Source organism: Leptolyngbya sp. FACHB-261, from assembly GCF_014696065.1.
Taxonomy (GTDB): domain Bacteria; phylum Cyanobacteriota; class Cyanobacteriia; order FACHB-261; family FACHB-261; genus FACHB-261.
Window position 1 is genome coordinate 42,640 of sequence record NZ_JACJPL010000024.1, and the last position, 22,936, is coordinate 65,575.

A 22,936-nucleotide genomic window follows, 5' to 3' on the forward strand; every position below is an offset into this window, starting at 1 on the left:
GACCTACTCTAGGTTTACGACCCAGCTTGAACGCCACCATCGGGCCTCAGACGCAGAATCAAGGCACCTTGAGCGCCAGGACTGACGAACTGCTCCCCGATCAACGGCATGCCAGTGCGGTCAAGATAGGTACCGGCTGTGCGGCTCAACGGCGTGATGCGTTGCAGCGAGCCATCCGGCCCCAGAACCAAACGGTACTCCAGGTTTTGCTTGAGCGACTCCGGAGGTGACCAACGGCCCTGAAAATAAGCGGCCACTTCTCGGCTGCGACCCGCATCGCTGAGCGCAACTACAGGGGGAGCGCTGGGGGCTGGACTGTTTGCCGTTGGGTCTACGGGGGAGGGTTGATCTCGCTCCAGGGCACGGGCCGCTGCCTGCGTCTCTGCCGGTTCTGGCGCTTCAGCAGGAGCTTGTGGCACCCGTTCGCGTCTCGCTCTAGGCGCCGTGGCAATTCTGGGTAGCGGCGCACCCACAAAACCACCGGGGGGTGGGGGCGGTGGGGGCGGTGGCAAGTTACCCAAGGGTGGGTTGGCAGGCACAACGACAAGGGGCCGTCGAGCGGCGGTTCGCGGTCCTGGCGGCGAGGGGAGTGGCTGCGATTGGCCAGGTGTAGGCGCTGCGGTGGAACCTGCCGTAGGAGCACCACTGGGAGCACCGCTGGGAACCTCACCGGGAACAGGAGCAACGGCGACCGGCGGCAGGGCAGGAAGGGGAGTTCCCCCGCTGAGCGGTTCGGTCTGCGGCTGAGGCCCAGAGGCTGTGATCAAATCGGGACTGCTGCGCAACGCCAGAGTCGTTAGCCCAGCCGTGAGCAACACCAGAGCAGCCGCTTTCGACCAAGTCGGTGTGCGCCGCCAGAGGTGGGCTAAGCCTGGGCGCCGAGGCTTAGCCTTGGCCAAGGCACGATCTGTGTAATACAGGTCTAAGGTGGCTGAGAGATCGGCCAGTTGCAGGCAGCTGAGTTCTAGGGGGGGCAGTTTGCCACCGGGTTCAACTGTGGAGCGTAGGGGCAGGACATCATCTTGAGCCAACTGCTGACGCACCCGCTCATCCACAGCTGAGTGCAAAGCGTCCAGGTCCTCGTGGTTGCCCACGAGAGTTAAGCCTGAGTCCAACAGAAATAACTGAAACTGTAGGTCTTGCTGGGGAGCTTCAGATCCAGCTTGAGTTGAGGGGGTCAACTCTAAGGTGCAAGAAGGCTGCGTGTAGCGTAGAGGGAGCATCAGCCACCCGTTATCAAACGCCAGAACAGGCTCAGTAGGAACAGCGTGCCGCTGACTAGAACTACTGCAACCAATCCCAGGATAACCAGCAACGCGACTAGAAAACCGCGATCAGCAGCCTTTGCTCTTCGAGGTTGAGCCAAGTGCTCTTCGAGCAAATCTAGATTGCGCAGGTTGGCCTTCCAGGTGAAGTCGAAGAGATCACCCACCACGGGTACTGAACCGAATACCGTCTCCAGAGCCACGTTGGAAACCATGCGCGTCAGAGTCGAACGGGGCAGACCTGTCTGAGCCGCGACCCAGATAATGTAGGCCGAGAGCCCAGTAGATACCAGGTCGCCAGCTCCTGGCACCAGACCCAGCAGTGGGTCGAGGCCTACTCGGTAGCCGCCCGGCAGTGGAATTGCATTGTCTAAGAGATGGGTCAGCGTCTGGATGCGGCGTAGGCTTTGATGGTGGCGCCCCAGGTTAGGGTGTCGCTGGGATAAACGCGCAACTGAACGATCGCGATCTCGCATGGCAATGCTGCGTGGGTTAGCAGCAGTGTACGGGTCAGGACTGACAGAACAACCTACTACAAGGACGATCTTTGGCCAACATTTGGCCAAATAACTGGGAAGTCTCAGTCTGCTGTTGGGCTTATAGAGCCTAATCTTGGAGTTTCGCGACTACAGGAAGTTCTATTGAGGCACTGGGCAAGTTTTGTACTGGGGCGAAGTGGGATCAAAGTTGCACTGGTAAACAGCAGGGCTCTGCCAGGCCAGGGGTTTTTCAACTAGGATGCGGGCTCCTGTCACTACCTGGAAGGCAAAGAGAAGCACAGCAATGGTGTTTAGGATCCAATGCGCTCGGCGCCACCGCTGGTCCCGATAAACTTCTGGGGCCATGACCAGCGAGCAAATCATTAAGATGCTAACGGTCATTCCCGCGTATAAGTGACCTTCAACCCATAGGTCGGGTTGCAGACCCAAAACCACAATGCCTGCTGAGGCGAGGCTAGCAAAGACAATTCTCCAGAGCGCTGTTTGGGCGCGGTAGAGCAAGATGAACACCGCAATCGTGCCTACGATTAGGGCACTAACAATGCCTCGATAGGACAAGTTCTCTTGAAAGGTCTTACCCTCAACCAGACTATAAATTACGGCTAGCAGATAAGCCGCAATCACAGAGGCCGCTAGTAGTTTGCCGCTCTCTACGTGAGTTGCCCCAACAATCGGTGGAATTTTTGTTTTCTCTTTAGCTTGGGTTGCCAAACGGCGCTGGCGAACCTGAAGTGACATGCTGACGACCAAGCCCAACATTGGCAAGACCGTCAGCATGACAAAGAGGGGATGGATGAGTGCAAAAACGTCCTCAGGGTTGAGGAGCTGAAAATTGAAAACCTTCTCGACCAGCCATTGCCAAATAACCATAGGCTTTAGGGCTAACCACGTTGCTATAAAAGCACTGTACGTCGTCTGCCTTAGGTTTAGTTTTAGCGAAGCTTGGAATTTCCTGAGAATTCGCCGTTATTAATCAAAGCCTTAATTCTTCTTAATGGAATATTGCCCTTTTTGAGCGTTGGGGTCAGAGTAAAGAACAAAAGTTGCTACTTTCCTCTGACTGGAGGCAGCAGGTCCTTGGACGTTAATCAAGAGCGAAAAGACCGCCTCGCCATTGCTCAGGAGTGGAATCTCAATGCCTACCAGGCACTTGTGCTAGAAGGCGAGACCCTCCGTGACCGTGTCCGGCACTGGGGCATTGCCTGGAATATTCCGTTTCCGGAGCTATTGGTGCCCTGGGAGCTAATCCAGAAGCGGAACCTCTAAGTAGAAGGGATAAGCTCTCTTTCTCAGAATTGAAGCAGCGCTCACCAGTATTGAAGACTGAAGTGTGAGTGTTTAATGCTGGCTCACAAGGATTAGAAACTCGGGCGTAAGGATTGAAGGCTCGCTCACGAGTAGTAAAGACTCATCAACGAGAATCAAACACTCGTTGATGAGAATCAAACACTCGCCGATGAGCAGTAGAGACTCGTTGATGAGGATCGAACACTCAAACGAAAGGATCAAACGCTCGTTAAGGAGGATCAAAGGATCGCTCACGAGTAGTAAAGACTCACGCACGAGGATCAAAGGCTCATGCGCGAGTCTAGGCAAGTGGGGCGCAAGGGCTGAGGTGCACGAACGCGCCGGAGACTCCCAACCCTCCAAGCTGGAGGTGATTAGGCGCGCTCGGCTGAACTAGTGCCAGCATCTTGCTGGCTTCTGGTCAGCAGCAGACTTCTCCAGACCAGTAAGCCAAGTTCGTTCAGTTCTAGCGACCAGCACCAGAGTGGTACTATCCGGGCAAACCCCTCAAAGACTCACAGCAGTTCTTAGGAGGACTCGTGACCCACTTTCTCCTGACCTGGTTAGCTACGGCAGTTGCGCTCTTGATTACTGCCAATTTGGTTCCAGGCTTTAACGTCGAGAATCTAACTGCAGCCGCCATCGCAGCCGTTATTCTGGGCCTCGTCAACGCGATCGTTCGACCGATTCTGTTCTTGCTGACTTTGCCCCTCACTGTTGTGACCCTGGGCTTATTTCTGTTTATCATTAACGCGATTACGATCTGGTTCGCAGCAGACTTATCGCCTGGCTTCAGCATCGATGGCTTTCTGCCAGCCCTGCTCGGCTCGATTGTTTTAACGCTCGTCTCTAGCGTGTTGAACCTGTTAGTTGGAGCCGTTGACTAAGCCCGTAACTAAGATTAAGGGCGGGGAGACCCCGCCCCTACAATTGATTGGGTTAGCTAGCTTGGCCAGCTCAGGTTAAGCAGCTTCGGCTCTGCCGCCCAAGTGTTTTGCCAAAAATTCTTCGGTTGCCGCGAAAAACTTCAGGCGATTCTCAGGCTTAGCAAAGCCGTGACCTTCATCGGGGAATAGCAGGTATTCCACTGGCAAGTTAGCCTTGCGCATCGCGTCCACAATCTGCTCACTCTCCGCCTGTTTCACGCGGGGATCATTCGCCCCTTGACCGATCAAGAGCGGCTTTTTGATCTCCTGGGCCTTAAACAGCGGCGAGCGAGACTTAAGAAATTCCGCATTCTCAGTCGCACTGCCACCAATGCGCAACTCCATTTGCTTACGCACCGGCTCCCAGTAGGGTGGAATCGACTCCATCAGCGTGATCAGGTTGCTGGGACCCACAATATCGACGCCCGCAGCAAACAGATCCGGTGTGTAGGTCAAGCCCACTAGCGTGGCATAGCCACCATAGGAGCCGCCCATAATCGCCACTCGCGCTGGGTCAGCATAGCCCTGGTCGACTGACCACTGCACAGCATCGACCAGATCATCGTGCATCTTGGCAGCCCATTCGCCATTGGCCGCGTTGGTAAAGTCTTTGCCAAAGCCAGTGGAGCCTCGGAAGTTCACCTGCAACACTGCATAGCCACGGTTAGCCAACCACTGAGCCGCCGCGCTGTAGCCCCAACTGTCGCGAGCCCAGGGTCCACCGTGGACATACAGCACCATCGGCAAGCCCTTGGCTTCCACACCTACTGGTAGCGTCAGATAGCTCACCAGGGTTAGACCATCGCGGGACTTGATCTCTACTGGCTGCATGGGTGCCAGAGTATAAGGCTCCAGCCTGGTGTTGTTCACAAACAGGAAGCTGGCGGTGCGGCTGGTACGGTCGTAGTGGTAGTAGCGGACCGGGCCATTATCCACGCTGTAAGCCACAATCCACTGCTGATCGCTGTGGTCGCGGCTGGTAATTGAAAACTCACCGGGGCTAACCCTAGCTAGCGCATCAAAGTCAGCCTGAACTTCCGGATCTAACACCTGCCAGTGCTGCCGGTCATAGTCCACAGCTACCGCTTGGATCTCGTGAGTATCAGGGTGAATCAGCACTCCATCGATATCAGCCCGCTCGTCGTGCGCCAGAGTCGTGGTTTCGCCACTGCTCAGATCTAAGCGTTGCAGGCGGGCAGTATTAGCGCCCTGGCTGCTCAAGATGTGCATGGCCTTGCCATCGCCGGTAAAGCTCACCGGGTTGCTGTTGGCGGAGTCATCCAGGCTCCAGCGCAGCACTTCGCGCCACTCACTCTCAACGCTGTCCCGGACTTTGAGGGCTTGTCCAGCATCCGGCGTATTGGTAAGCGCGCCGCGAATGGTGAATTCAGTGTCCGCCATAAAACCCAGCACATCGCCAGGATTTTCTGCCACTAGTGTAGATTCGCCAGTCCGCGTGTTCACGCGAAAGACATCATGCAGTTGCGGGTTACGCCCGTTATGAGATAGCAGGATCTCGTCAGGATAATCCCGATGCGTATCAACAATACGGGCCTGGACGTTTTCGAGCGGCGTGAGATCTCTGGTTTCTTGGCTAGCGAGATCGGTGGCGTAGACATGCCAGTTTTCATCGCCGCCCTTGTCTTGGATATATAGCACCTGGTCGCTGTTTTGAGTCCAGCCAAAGAAGCGAATGCCCCGGTCACGGTCGCGGGTAATGGGGCGGTCATCGTTCTGACCCAAGGTGCGAACCCATACATTCAATACCCCTTCATCGGGTGCAATGTAGCCCAGCAGCTTGCCGTCTGGGGATAGTCGAGGGCTGACTCGATCTGGGTTGCCGAACAGGACCTCACGGGGAATTAGTGGAGGCAAAGATTGAGCGGGCGAAGATTGAGACATAGAGCAAAGCTGACACCAGACTACCTGTCTCAACCGTAACAGGACTCACTCAGAGCGAGCTGTCTGCTCACAGCTCTCTGGGATTCTTGATCCCCGCAGTTTGGTAAGGCAAAGCTGCTCTGAACCCCCTAGGGCAGCAGAGGCTCCTGGGCTGGTGTGGGCTGAGACATGGGACTCATAGCTGCTCCAGTCTCAACAGATGTAGTCGGTGTTTCCAGACCCGAAAGACCAGCCGGTTCGGCAGAACGGGGCTCAACATCCAACCGGGGTTGGGCTGAGAATGAGGGCGCTGGGCTGGGCTGGCTGGAGCTTTGCACTGCGACAGGTTCCGGGCTAGCCGTCATGCTGGGACTAGGACTAGGCGTGGGACTGGGGCGCTCCGGGGCACTAATCGCTTCAGGCGCTGCAATTGAAGTTGGCACGGCGCTAGGAGCCAGGGTGGTAGGCATTGAGCCCAGAGGTGGCAATCTCAAATTGCCGGTGGGATTGGCAGCAGTGGGGGGTTGAGGAACAGGGAGTAGGTTAGTGGGTCGTGCTGTGGACAGTGGCGGCAGCGCGGCGGCGGGCTGGGACTGTAATACAGTTTTCAGACGCGACAGGGCGCTGGACAAGTCTCCGGTCTGAGCTGCGGCTGCGAGATTCGGAGCACCAGCCGCCGCACCCACCGCAGGCTGAATCGGAGGTGGCAGTGGGCTATCACTGGCGAAACTGGTCTCAGGGGGCAAACTTTCAGGAGCGCTGGGTTGAGCGGTAGCTTCACTATCAGCAAAGGCAGCTTTGCTGGCATCGGGGTTAACAGCTGCCGCAGGCCTAGTTGGCGCCTGAGCCTCTGGTTGCTGACCGGAAAAGAGCATCCAGCTTCCTACACCAACCCCCGCCAGCAGAACAGAAACTGCTCCCACTGTTTTGAACAGGTCACCAGAGCGACCGGAACCAGCCTCGCTGGCGGCAGCGTAATTGAACTCAGACCTACCAGTTGCCAGCGAGTTGCCTAGGATGTCAATTTCCAGAGAGTGCAGGCGAATGGGACCAGACAAACTCGCCTCAGCGCCCGACCGGCCTGAAGCAGACAGTTCAGCAGCAGCAGTGCGCAAAGATAGTGGGCGATTGGTTGCAGTTTCAGGCTCAATAACCTCACCCGCAGCTGGCCTGAGATCGTCTAGCCGCAAGCTGTAAATGTAGGCGTTGCTGCCTGACTGCCGATTCTGAGGAGGAGCTGGAGGAGCCGGTTGGGTACGTTCCCGGGGAGGGGCAGCCGGGGGAGTAGCGACGGCGGTGGCGGAACGCAGGGGTTGAGGCATCGAAGGTGCCGGCCTACTAGGGCCAGAGCGAGAGGTAGCTGAGTCCAGACCAGGCGCGTTTGGGGTCAAGACAGAATAGGTGGCGGCTCTGCCAGACGTAGCCGTGTGATGGTTCTTCTCAAAAATATTCATGCGATCCAGAAATACAGATAGGACATGAGGTGATCCAGATGCAAATAAGGCTCTGCCAGGGGCAAACTGGAGCGGCGGTCTCAAGTCAGGGGCTAACTTCTGTGGGTCGGGATCTCAAGCAGCTCTGAGTTATTACCGAGGGAACTAGGGCGTCCGTAATTTGGACGAGGGATTCATCGAATCATACTCAGTAGAATCTTGGTGAGGTGTGATCTCGTCCCTTGCCAATTCTGAATAAAACTCCATAGCAGAGCGTTTATCGTGAATTCTTAATCGGTATTCGTCTATACCAGAATGCCTCTAACTCCTTCCCGCTGATTGAAGGAGCTAGAGGCATTCTGGTAATGGTATATTTTGATACTGTGCTAGCCCTATTTGCAGTAGCTCTAGTTAGCTGAGGCTGTGAGCCTTTTACTTCCCTGATTTGTCTGTAGACTCCATTACTGGTTTTTTAGTTGCATTAGCGTTCAGATTCGGATTGACATTCTTGGGGTCAGGAGCGTTAGAGGTTGGAATATCAGTCGCCTCCGGGTCTGAAATGCTGTGAATATGCTCTTCAACTGTGGTGTCGCTGGTATCACCAGAGTTAGTGGGGCCTTCTCCAGCTCTAGCGTTGCGGGACTTTTCAGCCATTTCTTGGGCACTGCCCGTCATGACTTCGTCTGTATCTTCTGGCATTTCTAAAACCCCTTTTGTTAATTGCTGGCTTTATTGAGTAGCCACTTACGATGCAATCTACAAAAAACAAAGGGCTTAGCTATCATGCGCAAGGCAGACCTCCAGTCCGGACAAAATGGTTTTGCCTTGCGCCAACTCGATGAGCCATTTGGCTTCTAAAGTCGGCCCCCGAGCTGGTCAGAAGGCCCCATCGGCTCCCCAAACTGCGGCTAAACTGAAGAGGGTCCGGTGCAACGTTCGAACTGACCCTCGACAATGTGCGTGAGAATTTTTAGCTCTAGGGAGCCTGCTGGCCTATGGCGCTGATCGAAACCAAAGCTGACCGCATGGTCATCAATCTAGGGCCACACCACCCTTCGACCCACGGCGTCCTGAGGCTGATGGTCGTTTTGGACGGTGAAAACGTGGTCGACTGTGAACCAGTGCTGGGATACCTGCACCGGGGCATGGAGAAGATTGCCGAAAACCGCACGATGATCCAGTACCTTCCCATGGTTACCCGTTGGGACTACGGGTCAGCAATGTGGAATGAAGCAATCACAGTCAATGCGCCTGAGCAATTGGCAAATATTCCCGTACCGCGACGGGCCAGCTACATCCGGGTAATCATGCTGGAGCTGAGCCGGATCGTCAATCACCTACTCTGGCTTGGCCCTTTCCTGGCTGACATGGGTGCCCAAACGCCATTCTTCTACACGATGCGCGAGCGGGAAGCCGTCATGGACTTGTTCGAAGCGGCCACCGGTTACCGGATGGTCAACCAGAACTATTTCCGGCTTGGCGGTGTTGCTGCTGACCTGCCCTACGGCTGGGTAGAGAAGGCCAAGGATTTTTGCACCTACTTTCTGCCTAAGGTCGATGAGTACGAGCGTCTGATTACTGACAACCCGATCTTCCGTCGTCGGATTGAAGGTATAGGCGTCATCTCCCGCGAGGATGCAATTAGCTGGGGTCTCTCTGGACCGATGCTGCGTGGGAGCGGTGTGAACTGGGATCTGCGCAAAGTCGACCACTACGAGTGCTACGACGACTTTGATTGGGAAGTGGCTTGGGAGACAGGCGGCGACTGCCTAGCTCGTTACCTCATCCGCATCAAGGAAATGCGCGAGGCAACCAAGATTACTATGCAAGCCCTAGAGGGATTGCCCGGTGGCCCTTACGAGAACCTGGAAGCTAAGCGCATTGCAGCTGGTCCCAAATCGGAGTGGAACAGCTTCGATTATCAATTCATCAGTAAGAAGCCCGCACCGACCTTCAAGGTGCCTAAAGGCGAACACTATGTGCGTTTAGAAAGCCCTAAAGGTGAGTTGGGAATTTATCTGGTGGGTGAAGACCATGTCTTCCCCTGGCGCTGGAAAATTCGTCCACCCGGATTTGTGAATTTGCAAGTGTTGCCTGAATTGGTACGCGGCATGAAAGTGGCCGACATTATGGTGATTCTCGGCAGCATCGACATCATCATGGGTGAAGTTGACCGTTAGATTTCGGCCCGAATTTTGACATTGCACTGCTGTTTGTACAAACCTCAAAATTATGCCTCCCGAGCCCTCGGTTCCGAGTACCCTAACAAACCTGCAAAATCAGGACTTGCTGCAATATCCAATCGAGGATCCCTCGCAAAAACTGCTTTTTCCCAGTGAGAGACCTGAAGTCACGCAGGAATTGTCAAACAACGTCATTCTGACGACTGTTAACGACCTCTACAACTGGGCACGGCTGTCGAGCATCTACCCGCTGCTGTTCGGTACTGCCTGTTGCTTTATCGAGTTCGCGGCGCTGATCGGCTCGCGTTTCGATATCGAGCGCTTCGCGATGATCCCCCGAGCTACGCCCCGTCAGGCTGACTTGATCATCACAGCGGGGACGATCACCATGAAAATGGCTCCAGCTCTGGTGCGTCTCTACGAGCAAATGCCTGAGCCTAAGTATGTACTGGCAATGGGCGCTTGCACGATCACAGCTGGTATGTTCAGCGTTGATTCCTACGCAGCAGTGCGCGGTGTAGACAAACTGATGCCGGTCGATGCCTATATCCCCGGCTGCCCCCCCCGTCCGGAAGCGATTATCGACGCAATTATCAAGCTGCGCAAAAAGATCGCGACTGAAGACATTCGGGAGCGCGGTCGGCAGGGACAAACTCACCGCTACTACAGCACGACCCACCAGATGAAGCCAGTCCCTGACATCATTACTGGTACCTATTTGGAAGCAGCGACACGCATCAATCCGCCTAAGGAATTGGTTGAGTCGGGCATTCCTCTACCGGTGTTGCAAGCGGCAGAACGTGAGAAAGAAGCTCTGCGACGTAACGGCCAAACTTCATAGAGGCACACTGAGTCCTCTCAAGGAGCGCCCGTTTTCTGCGGCTGTGAGTCCTTTGCTCTGTACCAAGACACCAAAGTTACCCAGGCCATTGGGATTAACCAAGAGTTGTAGGGACTGCCGACGTTGCAGTTGCTCCTGCAACTCTTGATTAGTTTTGGGAGACAAATTATGCAAAGCATTGAGTCGGTCACATAGCCCTAGCGCTGTGAGAAAAAAGCCCTGCTGCGTCAAGCCAACCAGCTCTAAATCACAGCGTTCACCGTAGCGTTCTAAGGCGGTGAAATTGGCATGAGCGGTTAAATCCTGACACCCGACATGCTGGTAGGGATTGTCGTTGGCAGTGTGACGGTAGTAGCACAGCAAAGTGCCGGTTGAGCGTCTGGGACTGTAATAGTGTCGGGCGTCATAACCGTAGTCAATGGTGACTAGGTAGCCGCGCTGTAGACGCTCAGCAACCGCACTCAACCAATCAAGGGCAGCAAGATTAACCTCAGTGCGATAGCCATCAATGTATTGCTCTGAATTTAAATCAATGCCAATCATTCCAAAATATTGGCCCAGGCGGGAAGTCGAGGGTTCGCCTAGAACTTCTTGAAACCCTTTTCCCTCGGCGGCAAGGGTGACGTAGACTTCTTGAAGTTGCCCTTGGTTCAGCACGACTTGGTGTACCGGCAGAGCATCAACCAGCTCGTTAGAGAAAAAGCAGCCGGTGATCGAAGCTGGAGCCAAATCTTCTAAATTGCACCAGCGTAAACGCCCCCATTGTTGCACAAAGGCGTTTAAACGCTGCTGTTGTTCTGCAATCAGACCAGCCGCTTTTTCAATGATGATGTAATTTAGACTGGCAAAAAAATCGGGATGATTGCGGTTGGCATAGCGCAGCAAATCGCCGGTCAGAATTCCTTGTCCTGCCCCCATTTCCACCAAAGTGAAAGGCTGCGGCTTGCCCAGGTTTTGCCAGATATCTACAAATTGTTCGGCCAGTAATTCACCAAAATCAGCGCTGAGATGGGGAGAGGTTAGAAAATCACCCGTGACACCAATATCAGCTCTGTTGACAGCGTAATAACCATGCTGAGGCTCGTACAAAGCCAGCTCCATATATTCAGCAAAGGTAAGGCGCTGCTGAGGGCTGTTGGCAATGCGTTGAGCAATTAACTCACACAGAGCTACATCGCTATCATCAAGAGCATCTAGGAACGGCTTAGACATGTATATCTATATCGAGCTGTTTTTGGTTTTAGCTTAGAGTGCTTAAGAGTTCTAGCGAGATTCTCAGAGTTCTTATCAAGACTAGCGCCTGGTTATCGTAACGAAAAGAGTAGAAGTCTGTATACAGGTAGAGGTTGTCTCTCCCTTAATACTCTAGCGGAATTAGCCAGTCACTTCTTGGGGGCGCTCATAAGGTACTTTCCTCTCGGCTTAGAACCTCAGAACAGAGTCTAGAGAATAGAGCCCAACGAAAGACGCTAAGAAGAACACAAGTGTACATCTACCGACCGGGTGAAGTAATTGAATTTCAGGCAGTTTATCAGTAGTAAAAATACGGCTTGATCTCTCCGAGCACTGACAAGCGTCAATAGGAATTTCTATGTCAGTTACTTTAAATTCAACTCACAAGCCACGAGTTGCGATCTTAATTGAAGAAAAAGTAGAGGATGCCGAGTTTCGGGTTCCCCACACAGCGCTCACCAAAGCAGGCGCAGAAGTAGTGGTTTTAGGCCCTCGCATGAACGAGGAATATCAGGGCAAGCAGGGCAAAGTCTCCGTCAAAGCTGACGGCACTACCACTGAGGCTCGGGCCAAGGATTTCGATGCAGTGATCATCCCCGGTGGCATGGCTCCGGACCGCATGCGCACCAACTTAAAAACGGTGCGATTTGTCCAAGACGCCGTTGCCCAGAACAAGCTGGTTGCTGCCATTTGTCATGGCCCCCAAGTCTTAATCGAAGGCGATCTATTGCAGGGCAGACGCATCACTGGCTTCTATTCGATTCGCAAAGATATTCAGAACGCAGGCGCGGAGTTTATCGACGAATCCTTAGTCATTGACGGTAACTTACTCACCTCGCGTCGTCCTGGCGATTTACCTGTCTTTACCACTGCTATTCTCAACCGCCTCGGTCTAACTGTGCCTGATACCACCCTGCCTGAAGAAAACGACCGCGACGCTGGTTGGTGGAAACTGGGCGAAGAATGGGGTGGCTCCACAAAGAGCGAAATCGTCAGTGCCATCAATACCGGTCTAGCTGGTGAGCGTTATGGCCTGGAAGCCTTTGAGCACTACGAACAACGGGCTACCGATTCAGAACTGCGAGCAGCCTGCCGCGAGATTTGTGCTCAGAAACAGCAGCACATCCGACGGCTTGAAGCTCGTCTGGGTGTCCTGGGCGAATCGATATCTCTGCAAGCCGCCGCTAGCGGTGCCTACGCCACACTCAAGAACTGGGTGCAATCCTCAGGCGATGACATAAGCCTCCTGCGGCGAGCCCTAGGGGATTTGCAGACTGGCGTAGTTGATACCTACAACCTGCGCAACCAGCTTACAGATCCGGCTACCACCGAGATTTTTGCTGACATGGAGGTCGATATCGCCCGTAGCGAGCAGCGAATTGCCGATATCTACCATGCCCTCGTCGGTTCGGGTGGCACGGCCAAACCACCACAGCCCACGACTGGTGCGGCTGTTAATGCCTAAGACCTTTTAAGAAGCTTGGAGACAAGGCAATGGAATCCGTCACTAAAAAAGAAAGCATTCAACAGAATGACGCTGAGCGCTGGGCCTCGATCATCGGCGGCGGTGCTATGGTCCTCTCGGGTCTGCGTCAAGGTTCCCTACGGGGCGCTTTGATGGCGTTGGCTGGGGGTACCGCTATCTATCACGGCGTGGCTCAACAGAATAGTATTCAGGACGCCCTTAATCAGACGCTCAAGGTCGAGAAAACAGTCACGATTAACCGTCCAGTTGAAGAGCTTTATCGCTTCTGGCACAACTTTGAGAACCTACCCACCTTCATGAAGCATCTGCAATCGGTGAAGGTCATAGATGCCAAGCGTTCTCACTGGGTTGCTAAAGCACCTTTGGATAACCAGGTGGAGTGGGATGCCGACATTATTAAGGAAGAAGAAAATCACCTAATTGCCTGGGCTTCAGTTGAAGGCGCAGACATCGATAATTCTGGCTTTGTGCGTTTCCAACCTGCCCCTGCTGGACGCGGCACCGAAGTCAAGGTGGTGATCGAATATAACATGCCCGGCGGCACAGTTGGCGCAGCAATTGCCAAGCTATTCGGTGAAGAGCCCGAACAGCAAGTCGGAGACGATTTACGCCGCTTCAAGCAACTAATGGAAGCAGGGGAAATTGCAACTACAGAAGGCCAACCATCCGGCCGGGAATAAGGGCGAGGAAAATTAGTAATGAAAGCAGTTTGCTGGCATGGCGCCACCGATGTGCGGGTCGAGACAGTCCCCGATCCCACAATTTTGAACCCACGCGACGCCATTCTCAAAGTCACCCTTACAACCATCTGTGGCTCTGACTTACATATCTACGATGGTTATATTCCCAGCATGCTGCCCGGTGACATCATCGGCCATGAATTTATGGGGGAAGTGGTTGAGGTCGGCAGCGAAGTTAAAAAGCTGAAAAAAGGCGACCGGGTTGTCGTTTCCTCAGTGATTGGCTGTGGTCAATGCGCCTATTGCAGCCGACAAAAATGGTCGATGTGCGACAACTCCAATCCTAAAGCTGGGTTGCAAGAAAAGGTCTTCGGCTTTGGGTCTGCGGCTATCTTTGGCTACTCCCATTTATTCGGCGGCTACGCGGGCTCTTTTGCAGAATATATTCGCATTCCGTTTGCCGATCACGGAGCGATTAAAGTGCCAGATGGCATTCCAGATGAAAAGATTCTGCCCCTATCAGATGCTTTTCCCACCGGCTATATGGGTGCAGAGTTTTGCAACATCCAGCCTGGCGATACGGTTGCCGTTTGGGGCTGTGGCCCAGTAGGTCTGTTTGCCATGCGCAGCGCCTACATGCTAGGGGCCGAACGGGTAATTGCTATTGATCGCTTCCCCGAACGTCTGCGTCTGGCCCAAGAATTTGGCAGAGCCGAGGTTATTAACTACGAAGAAGTTGATGCAGGTGAAGCGCTCAAAGAAATGACCGGTGGACGCGGCCCAGATTCCTGCCTGGACGCAGTCGGTTTAGAAGCACACGGCATGGGTCTAGAGGGCTTCTACGACAAGGCCAAGCAAGCTGTGCGCCTGGAAACTGATCGTCCCCCTGTGCTGCGACAAATGATGGTGGCCTGCCGTAAAGGCGGCACGCTCTCGATCATGGGGGTTTATGGTGGCTTCGTCGACAAAATGCCGATGGGTGCAGCCTTCAATAAAGGCTTGACTTTCAGAATGGGGCAGATGTTTGGCCAGAAGTACATTCCCCAGCTGATCGAGCGAGTCGCCAACGGCGAAATCGACCCGTCCCTTGTGTTCAGCCACCACCTACCTTTGGACGAAACCAAACGTGGCTTTGAGCTGTTTAAGCACAAGAAAGAGAACTGTACTAAGGTTGCGCTCAAACCTTAAGTATCAGCCCAAAGATCATCCCTGAAAACATACTGAGGCTGTCTATGAAACGCTCCATGAAACAACTGATTTCTTTGCTACCAGCGATCCGAGTTCGTGCAATTCTCACAGCTTTTTTAGTGGGTGTTGTATTGCTAGCTGATCTGGTATTTGGCTACGGTCAACCCTTGCCAGCCCACGCAGCAAAGGCTTTAACCCCAGAGGTGAAATCCTATCAAAGCGGCCAAGTGAAGTCCGATCGAGACGAGAGTGCAACGCGCAGCTCGAACTCTCAAGCAGACTCACAACGCGATTTATACAATCAAGACAGCCTACAGGAAAACTCTAAGAACAAGTTACAAGAGGCTGCTGACAACGTCCGTGAAAAGCTGAATCTTGATGAGCCATTACCGCCCAGCACCAAGAAATTTATCAATCAGCTTCAAGACGACAATCCAACCAACGCGCTGACGGGAAGAGACTAAATGAAAGCGCTTTGTTGGCACGGTGCTAACGATGTGCGGGTGGAAACGGTACCCGATCCTAAGCTCGCCAATCCACGGGATGCCATTGTTAAAATCACCTCTACTGCCATTTGTGGGTCTGACTTACACATTTACGACGGCTATATTCCCTCAATGCAATCTGGGGATATTCTCGGCCATGAATTCATGGGCGAAATCGTCGAGCTGGGCAGTGAAGTTAAGAACCTGAAGATTGGCGACCGCGTCGTCGTTCCCTTCACTATTTCTTGCGGCAATTGCTTCTTCTGCCAGCGCGATTTGTCGTCGCTATGCGATAACTCCAACCCCAATGCCTGGATGGCGGAAAAGCTCTACGGCCATTCTCCTGCTGGGCTGTTTGGCTACTCTCATATGTTTGGTGGCTATGCAGGTGGACAGGCAGAATATGCCCGGGTTCCCTTTGCTGATGTTGGCCTGTTCAAGGTTCCTGACAATTTAACTGATAACCAGGTCTTGTTCCTGACCGACATTTTTCCAACCGGCTATATGGCCGCCGAAAATTGCAACATCCAACCCGGCGATATAATTGCCGTTTGGGGCTGTGGTCCTGTGGGCCAGTTTGCCATCAAGAGCGCTTATCTATTGGGTGCCGAGCGGGTAATCGCCATTGACCGCGTTCCAGAGCGCTTGCAGATGGCAGAGCAGATCGGTGCTACTGTCATCAACTACGAAGAAGTCGATGCGGGCGAAGTGCTCAAGGAATTAACCGGCGGCCGGGGTCCGGATGCCTGCATTGACGCGGTGGGGATGGAAGCTCATGGCACGGATGCAATGGCCTTGTATGACCAGGTGAAGCAGGCCGTACGGCTGGAAACCGACCGTCCTACCGCTTTGCGGCAGGTGATGGTGGCTTGCGGCAAAGGTGGCACCGTGTCTCTGGCTGGAGTATATGGTGGTTTACTCGACAAGCTTCCCTTTGGTGCGGCCTTTAACAAAGGTCTGACCTTTAAGATGGGCCAGACTCACGTTCACCGCTACCTAAATCCCCTGCTCGACCTCATTCAGCAGGGCAAGATCGACCCATCGTTTGTGATTACCCACCGCATGAAACTCGAAGATGCTCCCAAGGGCTACGAGATTTTCAAGCACAAGAAAGACAACTGCATCAAGGTGGTATTGACTCCCTAATTAGGTGCTTGTCAACACTCTGTCCACAAAGAGCAAAGAAGGAGCTAGATTATCTAGCTCCTTCTTTGCTCTTTGTGATCTCTTATCCGGTTATGCGAGTCCAACTAACTTGGCGCTCAGGTCCCACATGCGCTCTGCTTTCTCGTCATCCCGGGCTTGAGGGGAAACTTTTTGAACGAACGACTTGCCGTCTTTCTTCTGACGATTGCCCCAGCTCCAGTAGGCACCCGACTGCTTGTACTCAGGGTCCGCCACTACGACTGCGACTCGCTCACCTGCTAGCTCCTGCGACACATAGCCGCCCGTGACATTTTTTTGGAACCACGGGAAGATCTTTTGGAACAGAGGATAGTGGTTACGGAATAGCGGGGTATCTGCCACACAGCCTGGGTAGAGGGAACTGAAAGTAATCCCGGTTGACTCGTGATAGCGTCGATGCAGCTCCCGCATGGTCAGCACGTTGCAGACTTTGCTGTCCTTGTAAGCCTTGACTGGTTCAAACTTCTTGCCATCGATCATCGAGATCGGCTCTTTGAATCCTTCGGCAAAGCCCCTCAAATCCCCCAGATCTGGACGTGGTGGAATCTTGCCACCCAATTCATCTGGGTTGTGGGTCACGGTTCCCAGAATGACCAGCCGTGGCTCTACAGCTGTTGATTTCTTCAAGTCCTCAAGCATGAGGTTGCACAGGAGAAAATGGCCGAGGTGATTGGTGGCAACGCTCAGCTCAAATCCTTCTGGGGAGCGCAAGGGCTCTTTGAGCAAAGGCATATAAATTGCAGCATTGCAGACCAAAGCATCCAGGGACTTGCCACTCGCCCTAAAGTCCTGCACAAACTGTCGAACGCTCTCTAAAGAAGCTAAGTCGATATGCAGAATGCTGTAGCTGTCCTGCGGCATGCCTACTGTCTGGGCAACTTTTTCTGTCTTCGCTAAATCCCGGCAGGCCATCACCACGTGCCATCCCCTCTGGGCTAGGGCTTTGGCGGCATACAAACCAACCCCTGAGGACGCGCCCGTGATCACGACTGTTGACTTCTGATCTGGTTCCATTTTGCTCAGATTCTGTTCAGACTTCGTTGACCGTCGTTCACTGTCTCTAGGTTCTCACACCACTGAACCCGGAGGCTAAGTCCAGATTAAGAATTGAGACCCAACCAAGAGCTATGCTTCGTGAGGCAAGTAACTTTTGGGCTGAAACTTTAGCACTGAAACTTTAGAGCTGAGACGGAAACCATTGCTGGCAATTGCTGACAGTCACGTTTCTATTACTCTTGCACGTACTCTTTCAATGAAGAGGATCTAGAACCAGTTCAAGGCCAATGGGTTTAGCCAATGTGCTGAATCCCAATGCTGGGAGCACGCAGCTCTGTCTAGCTAACCCGACCCAATTAGCACAACTTAATTAGCAGCTCGCGGAGCAAGCCTCTCTATCAAATTGATCAAGGCTCTATTAGAGCCTTATTGTGCTCTTTCAGTCTGGGAACTAATCTAGCGAAGTTTAAGACGGCGGTAGCTCTATTTTCGATTTCGTAGGATGCTCGCGATAGAGCACAAGCGTCCGACCGATCACCTGGACCAACTGTACGCCCTTCAGTTGTTCTGCCAGGACTTCCCCAATCTCCCGAGCACCCTCGGGGGCCGATTCTTGCACCTTGAGCTTGAGCAGCTCACGCGTATTGAAGGCATCTTCAATGGCCTGCACTGAAGCCTCGGTCACGCCATCCTTACCAACGTGCAGAATTGGTTTCAGAGGCTGAGCGAGTGATTTCAGGTAGGCCCGTTGCTTGGAGTTAAGAGTAGTCATACCTGTACATTTTAAGCTTATTCCAGCATTCAGCGAGGTACTGACACGGTACTAGCGCGGTACTGGCGTGGTATTGACACAGGCAGAACAAGCTAACGCAGGTGAACAGTAGACACCGTTCAGTAGCTTGGCTTAGCCCTGGGACCAAGAGCAATCTAGACCCGTTGAGTCGGCTGGAGCCAGCGTTCTAGGTGAGCATTCAGATCCTTCATCTTGATCGGTTTGCTGAGGTAATCATCCATGCCTGCGGCTAAGCACTTCTCTTGGTCGCCTACCATTGCGTAGGCAGTCACGCCAATCACGATGGTTCGGTGTTCTTGGCTCTGTCGTTGCCGGAGTTGCCGAGTGGCTTCGTAACCATCTAAAACAGGCATCTGACAATCCATCAAGATGATGTCGTATGACTGCTCAGCTAAGCGTTCCAGAGCCTTTTGCCCATCGCTGACGGCATCAGCTTGGTAACCCAAAGTCTGCAGCATTTTCATAGTTAGCATCTGGTTGAGCGGCGTGTCCTCTACCACCAAAATTCGGGCGGATGGCACCGCTGCATGACTCACTGACGCAGCCTGAGCAGCTGGTTCTTTTGCTTGGGCCTCAGCTCTTTCCAACAAAGCGGTGAACCAGAAGGTAGAGCCTTGGCCTAGGTCGCTCTTAACGCCAATTTTTCCGCCCATCAGATTCACAATTTTGCGGCAAATGGTGAGCCCTAAGCCGGTTCCTTCATACTGCCGAGTCGCTGAGGCTTCAACTTGAGTGAAAGGTTCAAAGACTCTGGTTTGATCCTCCGGTGCCAAACCGATGCCTGTATCTTGAACACTGAAGTGCAGCACAGCACCTTCTTCAGACTCGTCCAATTTCTCAATTCTGAGCACCACTTTGCCAACAGCCGTAAACTTGATGGCATTGCGGATGAGATTGGTCAGGACTTGTTGTAAGCGGTCAACAGGACCAATCAACCATTGAGGAATCTCGGGCGCAATAACGGTAGTCAGGAGTAATCCTTTTGCTTCTGCTTGCGGTTGAAACAGGTTGATTAGATTTTTGATTACCGAGCGGGGAGCAAACTTAACTGAGTTCAGTTTGAGTTCACCAGCCTCCAGTTTGGATAGATCCAGAATGTCGTTGATAATTGCCAGTAGACTTTCACCACCGTGACTGATGGAGTGAATATATCCTTGCTGTTCAGGGTCAAGAGCGGTGGTTTCTAGTAACTGCGTGAAGCCTAGAATGGCGTTCATCGGTGTGCGAATTTCATGGCTCATATTGGCTAGAAAATCGCTCTTAGCCTGGTTGGCTTTTTCGGCCTGGATTGCTGCTTCGCGTAGGGCCGTCTGCGAAGATTCCAAAGCAGCCAGTAATAAACTATGCCGTAATTCCTGTGCCGCTTCGATTTCTAGAGATTCCCAGGGCAGAGAGTGGTCTCGAACCAGTTCTCTCCAGACCTCAAATGAGCCTCTAGGCGAGAGCCGCACAGTCCCTTCTGGCGTGACGGATACAGCCTCGCTGGGATTGCCAGCCCAGCTGACTGTGTAGCTTTGCTCAGGTCGGAACCAAATGATGTGATAGGAGGTTTGCCTAACGACGATCGAGATGGCTAAAATCCCACTGGCTTCGATTTTGAGGTGCTCTGCTTTTGGATATTGCTCAACCAGGCTATCGGTATAAAAGATCTCCTGTTTTTGGGCTAGTAACCAAGTGAGGAGGTCTTGGATTTGTTCTTTGTCAGGGGTTTGCCCGACTAGGATGAGTTGGCTGCCTAAGGCAATTGCTACGCCTTGGGCTCGCACTAGATTTAGGAGAGCATCTTTATTGCGTTTGAGGACGGTTTCGACTCGGTCTGGATACTTCAACAGATCTTGCCTGAACCCTTCTCCAATTTGCCTAATTTGTTCGCGGTAGCCTTGTAATTCTCGCTCTTGCTGCAAGACAAATTCTACAGAGATTAATTGGCCCAGGAGTTCGCATACTCTTCGGGTTTCATAGCCAATCAGCCTGGGCGTGTAGTGATGGCAAGCGATTAAGCCCCACAGCTGATTTTGATCGATTAAGGGAATGGATAGGGAGGCGGAGACGCCCATGTTGCGCAAGTATTCGAGATGGCAGGGTGAGACACCTCGCAATCCGGATTGGCTTAGATCAAGGGGGAAGTTAGCCTCTTCAGTTGAGAGTAGATTGACAGGCTGATGATTCACATCAGGAATCATGCGCAGCCATTTTCGGGTGAATAAGCTTCTGGCTACAGGAGGGATATCAGCGGCAGGATAGCGCAGTCCCATATAACTCTCTAGCCCAGAGCTGAGTTCTTCTGCTACCACAGTGCCGCTATGGTCAGCATCAAAGCGGTAGATCATAACCCGATCAAATTCAATTATTTTACGAACTTCTCTTGCTGCATTTTGAAATAGTTGTGCGAGTGTAGAGGCTTGTTTAATGTTAATAATAGCGGGTCTTAAGCGGTCATAAAATTTGTTTAATTGAGAGCATTGTAGCGATGGTAGGGGTTCCAATTCAAGGATCAGGGCTTCAGCAGACTGATGCACACAGGCTAAGAAGGTTTCAGCTTGAGTGCGCGGCTGATCAAAGTGCTGTTGGGGCTTTAGGGTGACTGGGAAGGGATTGGAGGTCTCAGACTCTTCTGCTAGTGCTGCGGTGATGTCTTGAACGGTTGTTTCAGCAAAAACCTGCGTTAGCCTCTGACCCAGTAAAGATTCTGGTGCAAGCCCCAAATATTCCTGAGTGTTCTGGCTGAGCTGCACAATTCTAAGATCTGGTTGTTGCAGCGCTAGGAGCACACCGTGAGGCTGGATCTGGCCAATGATATGGAGCGGCTCGCGGTCGTCCATTGCTAGACCAATCAGCTCAGAGGTAACTTGCTTCAGAGGCTTCATAACGAGGGTTGGAGTGATGTCCCGTTTAATATGCCCTTCCAGGGCTGCCAACGCACGGTTCTGACAGCAAATTTGACTGTTCCTACAGCAAGGTCAGTGGCATAGCAGCTAAAGCTTAGTAGCGATCAATACCTTTAGGGTGCTGATGCCTAAGTTAGACGCTTGGCATAGAGGCTGTTAGCGAAATGAGAAACCCGACGATGAAGCGCGATACTTGTTTGGGATCAAGAAGAAGGCTCTGCTTGGTAGCTCAGTTGACAATTAGAGGTGATGCTCTCTATTAGCTTCTTATATTAAGACATGCCTTGTGCTTAGTAGCAGATTCATTCCATGTACTCATCAAAATCTTCTAAAGGCCTGTCAAAATAGAAGCTATTTAAATTAAGCCTTTAGCACTACCACTTTGACGACGCTTGCCGGATAGAATAAAGCATACTAGTTTTAGAATCGTTGATTGTTCTGCGTGCTCATAACGTCATCGCCGCTCAGTGCAGCTTGGAACAATCTTTGCCATTGATTTTTTGCTCGGTCAATCTCGACTTGGTGCATTGCCACTCAGTTAGAGGATTACATGGTGAATCTAGTCTATTGCAGCAAGGAATAGCCGTCTGGGATCTTGAGGCTACCCTGTAGCGCATCCTCAATTGCCAATTTAGCGCCCGATATTGGGATTGGCCTTTTTTGGGTGAGGGCTCTCATGAAGTGTATTGAGCCATTTGCCATAGCTCGTCAATGAGCATGCTTTACAATTGAGACAATGTACAGCTTTGCGATAGCTATGGACAGAATTGCAGTTGACTCTCAAATTCATTTCGGCAAGCCCTGCATTGCAGGTACACGTATTACTGTGCATAGCGTTCTCCAATTACTAACGGAAGGACTTTCGTTTGAAGAAATCATTCGGGACTATTATCCAGACATTCAAGTTGAGGACATTCGAGCCTGTCTGCGGTACGCAATGGCGTTGGTGACGGCTGAAGACATTCACCTTGCATCGGCTTAATGATGAAACTTCTCCTTGACCAGGATGTTTATGCCCTGACAGCGAGATTTTTAGTTGATGCTGGATATGATGTACTCCTGGCTGCTCAACTTGGTCTTTCACGAGCAACTGATGAGGAGATATTGAAAACAGCCCAGGATCAGAACCGGCTTCTTATCACTCGTGACCGAGATTATGGCAACCTCGTTTTCGTTAAGGCAATGGGTACTGGTGTTATTTACCTTAGGGTGCTGCCCGATAACATTGATAGAGTTCATCATGAACTAATACGGGTTTTGAAAACCTACACTGCGGAGGAATTATCAAGAGCATTTGTGGTTGTAGAGTCAGATGGATACAGATTTAGAAAGCTGGTCTCATAGGTTCTATAGTTTTAGCCGCAGTAGCCAATAAGGGCCTTAGGGTATTAGAACTTAGAAGTTGATTCAGAGTTGGGTCGCGGTCCTTACAACATCTTGTTTAGGGCAACAGAGTCTTGAGTGACAAACAATTTTTCGGCTACCCGCTTGACTCCAGCGTCCAGTGCCTGGTATGTTCCGTCACAGGTCACTGGACCCCTAGCGTCCCCCAAAGTCTTGTACGAACTTTGGGGAACTAACCGCCGGGTTGTGAATTTGACAACCTGGCGGCTAGGGGGCAGTTTAGCACCTGCCTTTATTGGCCCTGCATAAGGGTCAAAGGCTTCTATTGCCCTCAAGAATTGG

At 52.5% G+C, this 22,936-nt stretch carries 22 protein-coding genes; 12 read left to right on the forward strand and 10 right to left on the reverse strand.

Features of this window, described 5'->3' with window-relative positions; all coding sequences use genetic code 11:
* Positions 1 to 14 precede the first annotated feature (14 nt).
* The 3 genes from H6F94_RS14725 to H6F94_RS14735 form a co-directional block, all read right to left on the reverse strand.
* Entirely contained in the window at positions 15 to 1,223 is a 1,209-nt protein-coding gene (locus H6F94_RS14725; RefSeq protein ID WP_190803001.1) for a hypothetical protein, read from the reverse strand.
* On the reverse strand, positions 1,223 to 1,741 hold the full coding sequence (locus H6F94_RS14730) for a DUF4112 domain-containing protein (RefSeq protein WP_190803002.1): 519 nt from the start codon (positions 1,739 to 1,741) through the stop codon (positions 1,223 to 1,225). Before H6F94_RS14730 ends, H6F94_RS14725 begins: the two co-directional genes overlap by 1 nt.
* Before the next feature lie 162 nt (positions 1,742 to 1,903).
* Positions 1,904 to 2,635, reverse strand: a complete 732-nt coding sequence (locus H6F94_RS14735) for a DUF4079 domain-containing protein (RefSeq protein ID WP_190803003.1) — start codon at positions 2,633 to 2,635, stop codon at positions 1,904 to 1,906.
* 207 nt (positions 2,636 to 2,842) lie between these two features.
* On the opposite strand from H6F94_RS14735, the gene H6F94_RS14740 reads away from it, so the two are divergent.
* Complete coding sequence (locus H6F94_RS14740) at positions 2,843 to 3,031, forward strand: hypothetical protein (protein ID WP_190803004.1); 189 nt, start codon at positions 2,843 to 2,845, stop codon at positions 3,029 to 3,031.
* Positions 3,032 to 3,591: 560 nt separating this feature from the next.
* Positions 3,592 to 3,939, forward strand: a complete 348-nt coding sequence (locus tag H6F94_RS14745; RefSeq protein WP_190803005.1) for a phage holin family protein — start codon at positions 3,592 to 3,594, stop codon at positions 3,937 to 3,939.
* Between the two features lie 75 nt (positions 3,940 to 4,014).
* Here the strand turns inward: H6F94_RS14745 and H6F94_RS14750 are convergent, their stop codons facing one another.
* The 3 genes from H6F94_RS14750 to H6F94_RS14760 all read right to left on the reverse strand — a co-directional run bounded on the left by H6F94_RS14750 (position 4,015) and on the right by H6F94_RS14760 (position 7,991).
* Entirely contained in the window at positions 4,015 to 5,880 is a 1,866-nt protein-coding gene (locus tag H6F94_RS14750) for a S9 family peptidase (RefSeq protein WP_190803006.1), read from the reverse strand.
* A 128-nt stretch (positions 5,881 to 6,008) separates the two neighbouring features.
* Positions 6,009 to 7,181 carry a hypothetical protein gene (locus tag H6F94_RS14755; RefSeq protein WP_190803007.1) on the reverse strand — a complete coding sequence of 391 codons (1,173 nt, stop codon included), beginning with the start codon at positions 7,179 to 7,181 and terminating at the stop codon, positions 6,009 to 6,011.
* A 543-nt stretch (positions 7,182 to 7,724) separates the two neighbouring features.
* Positions 7,725 to 7,991, reverse strand: a complete 267-nt coding sequence (locus H6F94_RS14760; RefSeq protein WP_190803008.1) for a hypothetical protein — start codon at positions 7,989 to 7,991, stop codon at positions 7,725 to 7,727.
* A 296-nt stretch (positions 7,992 to 8,287) separates the two neighbouring features.
* Between H6F94_RS14760 and H6F94_RS14765 the strand changes: the two genes are divergently transcribed.
* Both H6F94_RS14765 and nuoB read left to right on the forward strand, forming a co-directional pair.
* Positions 8,288 to 9,472, forward strand: coding sequence for an NAD(P)H-quinone oxidoreductase subunit H (locus tag H6F94_RS14765; protein WP_190803009.1), 1,185 nt, complete (start codon positions 8,288 to 8,290; stop codon positions 9,470 to 9,472).
* A 52-nt stretch (positions 9,473 to 9,524) separates the two neighbouring features.
* On the forward strand, positions 9,525 to 10,316 hold the full coding sequence (gene nuoB / locus H6F94_RS14770; RefSeq protein ID WP_190803010.1) for an NADH-quinone oxidoreductase subunit NuoB: 792 nt from the start codon (positions 9,525 to 9,527) through the stop codon (positions 10,314 to 10,316).
* On the opposite strand, the gene H6F94_RS14775 is transcribed toward nuoB, so the two are convergent.
* Entirely contained in the window at positions 10,311 to 11,528 is a 1,218-nt protein-coding gene (locus tag H6F94_RS14775; protein WP_190803011.1) for a class I SAM-dependent methyltransferase, read from the reverse strand. The two genes, nuoB and H6F94_RS14775, sit on opposite strands and share 6 nt — an antisense overlap.
* A gap of 379 nt (positions 11,529 to 11,907) precedes the next feature.
* On the opposite strand from H6F94_RS14775, the gene H6F94_RS14780 reads away from it, so the two are divergent.
* From H6F94_RS14780 to H6F94_RS14800, 5 genes are read left to right on the forward strand one after another with little or no spacing between them, the layout of a single operon-like run.
* Positions 11,908 to 13,014: a DJ-1/PfpI/YhbO family deglycase/protease gene (locus H6F94_RS14780; RefSeq protein ID WP_190803012.1), complete on the forward strand. Its 1,107-nt coding sequence runs from the start codon at positions 11,908 to 11,910 to the stop codon at positions 13,012 to 13,014.
* 29 nt (positions 13,015 to 13,043) lie between these two features.
* A complete protein-coding gene (locus H6F94_RS14785; protein ID WP_190803013.1) occupies positions 13,044 to 13,715 on the forward strand; it encodes an SRPBCC family protein in 672 nt (223 codons plus the stop codon).
* Between the two features lie 18 nt (positions 13,716 to 13,733).
* Positions 13,734 to 14,903 carry a zinc-dependent alcohol dehydrogenase gene (locus H6F94_RS14790; protein ID WP_190803014.1) on the forward strand — a complete coding sequence of 390 codons (1,170 nt, stop codon included), beginning with the start codon at positions 13,734 to 13,736 and terminating at the stop codon, positions 14,901 to 14,903.
* 44 nt (positions 14,904 to 14,947) lie between these two features.
* Positions 14,948 to 15,367 carry a hypothetical protein gene (locus tag H6F94_RS14795; protein WP_190803015.1) on the forward strand — a complete coding sequence of 140 codons (420 nt, stop codon included), beginning with the start codon at positions 14,948 to 14,950 and terminating at the stop codon, positions 15,365 to 15,367.
* Positions 15,368 to 16,534 carry a zinc-dependent alcohol dehydrogenase gene (locus H6F94_RS14800; protein WP_190803016.1) on the forward strand — a complete coding sequence of 389 codons (1,167 nt, stop codon included), beginning with the start codon at positions 15,368 to 15,370 and terminating at the stop codon, positions 16,532 to 16,534.
* A 90-nt stretch (positions 16,535 to 16,624) separates the two neighbouring features.
* On the opposite strand, the gene H6F94_RS14805 is transcribed toward H6F94_RS14800, so the two are convergent.
* From H6F94_RS14805 to H6F94_RS14815, 3 genes are all read right to left on the reverse strand, one after another.
* Positions 16,625 to 17,587 (reverse strand): protochlorophyllide reductase, encoded by a 963-nt coding sequence (locus H6F94_RS14805; RefSeq protein WP_190803017.1) that lies wholly within the window; start codon positions 17,585 to 17,587, stop codon positions 16,625 to 16,627.
* 448 nt (positions 17,588 to 18,035) lie between these two features.
* Entirely contained in the window at positions 18,036 to 18,341 is a 306-nt protein-coding gene (gene yhbY / locus H6F94_RS14810; protein ID WP_190803018.1) for a ribosome assembly RNA-binding protein YhbY, read from the reverse strand.
* A 155-nt stretch (positions 18,342 to 18,496) separates the two neighbouring features.
* Positions 18,497 to 21,229 (reverse strand): ATP-binding protein, encoded by a 2,733-nt coding sequence (locus H6F94_RS14815; RefSeq protein ID WP_190803019.1) that lies wholly within the window; start codon positions 21,227 to 21,229, stop codon positions 18,497 to 18,499.
* 778 nt (positions 21,230 to 22,007) lie between these two features.
* On the opposite strand from H6F94_RS14815, the gene H6F94_RS14820 reads away from it, so the two are divergent.
* The 3 genes from H6F94_RS14820 to H6F94_RS14830 all read left to right on the forward strand — a co-directional run bounded on the left by H6F94_RS14820 (position 22,008) and on the right by H6F94_RS14830 (position 22,903).
* Positions 22,008 to 22,232: a DUF433 domain-containing protein gene (locus H6F94_RS14820; RefSeq protein ID WP_190803020.1), complete on the forward strand. Its 225-nt coding sequence runs from the start codon at positions 22,008 to 22,010 to the stop codon at positions 22,230 to 22,232.
* The gene (locus tag H6F94_RS14825) at positions 22,232 to 22,594 is read left to right on the forward strand and encodes a DUF5615 family PIN-like protein (protein ID WP_242041205.1); all 363 of its coding nucleotides are present in this window, start codon (positions 22,232 to 22,234) and stop codon (positions 22,592 to 22,594) included. The genes H6F94_RS14820 and H6F94_RS14825 overlap by 1 nt, the downstream gene beginning before the upstream one ends.
* A gap of 117 nt (positions 22,595 to 22,711) precedes the next feature.
* A complete protein-coding gene (locus H6F94_RS14830; RefSeq protein ID WP_190803021.1) occupies positions 22,712 to 22,903 on the forward strand; it encodes a hypothetical protein in 192 nt (63 codons plus the stop codon).
* Positions 22,904 to 22,936: the final 33 nt, after the last annotated feature.

Coding starts and splice junctions, on each gene's coding strand:
- H6F94_RS14725 (WP_190803001.1), bottom strand. CDS start 1,223: ATGCTCCCTCTACGCTACACGCAGCCTTCTTGCACCTTAGAGTTGACC.
- H6F94_RS14730 (WP_190803002.1), bottom strand. CDS start 1,741: ATGCGAGATCGCGATCGTTCAGTTGCGCGTTTATCCCAGCGACACCCT.
- H6F94_RS14735 (WP_190803003.1), bottom strand. CDS start 2,635: ATGGTTATTTGGCAATGGCTGGTCGAGAAGGTTTTCAATTTTCAGCTC.
- H6F94_RS14750 (WP_190803006.1), bottom strand. CDS start 5,880: ATGTCTCAATCTTCGCCCGCTCAATCTTTGCCTCCACTAATTCCCCGT.
- H6F94_RS14755 (WP_190803007.1), bottom strand. CDS start 7,181: ATGCCTCAACCCCTGCGTTCCGCCACCGCCGTCGCTACTCCCCCGGCT.
- H6F94_RS14760 (WP_190803008.1), bottom strand. CDS start 7,991: ATGCCAGAAGATACAGACGAAGTCATGACGGGCAGTGCCCAAGAAATG.
- H6F94_RS14765 (WP_190803009.1), top strand. CDS start 8,288: ATGGCGCTGATCGAAACCAAAGCTGACCGCATGGTCATCAATCTAGGG.
- nuoB (WP_190803010.1), top strand. CDS start 9,525: ATGCCTCCCGAGCCCTCGGTTCCGAGTACCCTAACAAACCTGCAAAAT.
- H6F94_RS14775 (WP_190803011.1), bottom strand. CDS start 11,528: ATGTCTAAGCCGTTCCTAGATGCTCTTGATGATAGCGATGTAGCTCTG.
- H6F94_RS14780 (WP_190803012.1), top strand. CDS start 11,908: ATGTCAGTTACTTTAAATTCAACTCACAAGCCACGAGTTGCGATCTTA.
- H6F94_RS14785 (WP_190803013.1), top strand. CDS start 13,044: ATGGAATCCGTCACTAAAAAAGAAAGCATTCAACAGAATGACGCTGAG.
- H6F94_RS14790 (WP_190803014.1), top strand. CDS start 13,734: ATGAAAGCAGTTTGCTGGCATGGCGCCACCGATGTGCGGGTCGAGACA.
- H6F94_RS14795 (WP_190803015.1), top strand. CDS start 14,948: ATGAAACGCTCCATGAAACAACTGATTTCTTTGCTACCAGCGATCCGA.
- H6F94_RS14800 (WP_190803016.1), top strand. CDS start 15,368: ATGAAAGCGCTTTGTTGGCACGGTGCTAACGATGTGCGGGTGGAAACG.
- H6F94_RS14805 (WP_190803017.1), bottom strand. CDS start 17,587: ATGGAACCAGATCAGAAGTCAACAGTCGTGATCACGGGCGCGTCCTCA.
- yhbY (WP_190803018.1), bottom strand. CDS start 18,341: ATGACTACTCTTAACTCCAAGCAACGGGCCTACCTGAAATCACTCGCT.
- H6F94_RS14815 (WP_190803019.1), bottom strand. CDS start 21,229: ATGAAGCCTCTGAAGCAAGTTACCTCTGAGCTGATTGGTCTAGCAATG.
- H6F94_RS14820 (WP_190803020.1), top strand. CDS start 22,008: ATGGACAGAATTGCAGTTGACTCTCAAATTCATTTCGGCAAGCCCTGC.
- H6F94_RS14825 (WP_242041205.1), top strand. CDS start 22,232: ATGATGAAACTTCTCCTTGACCAGGATGTTTATGCCCTGACAGCGAGA.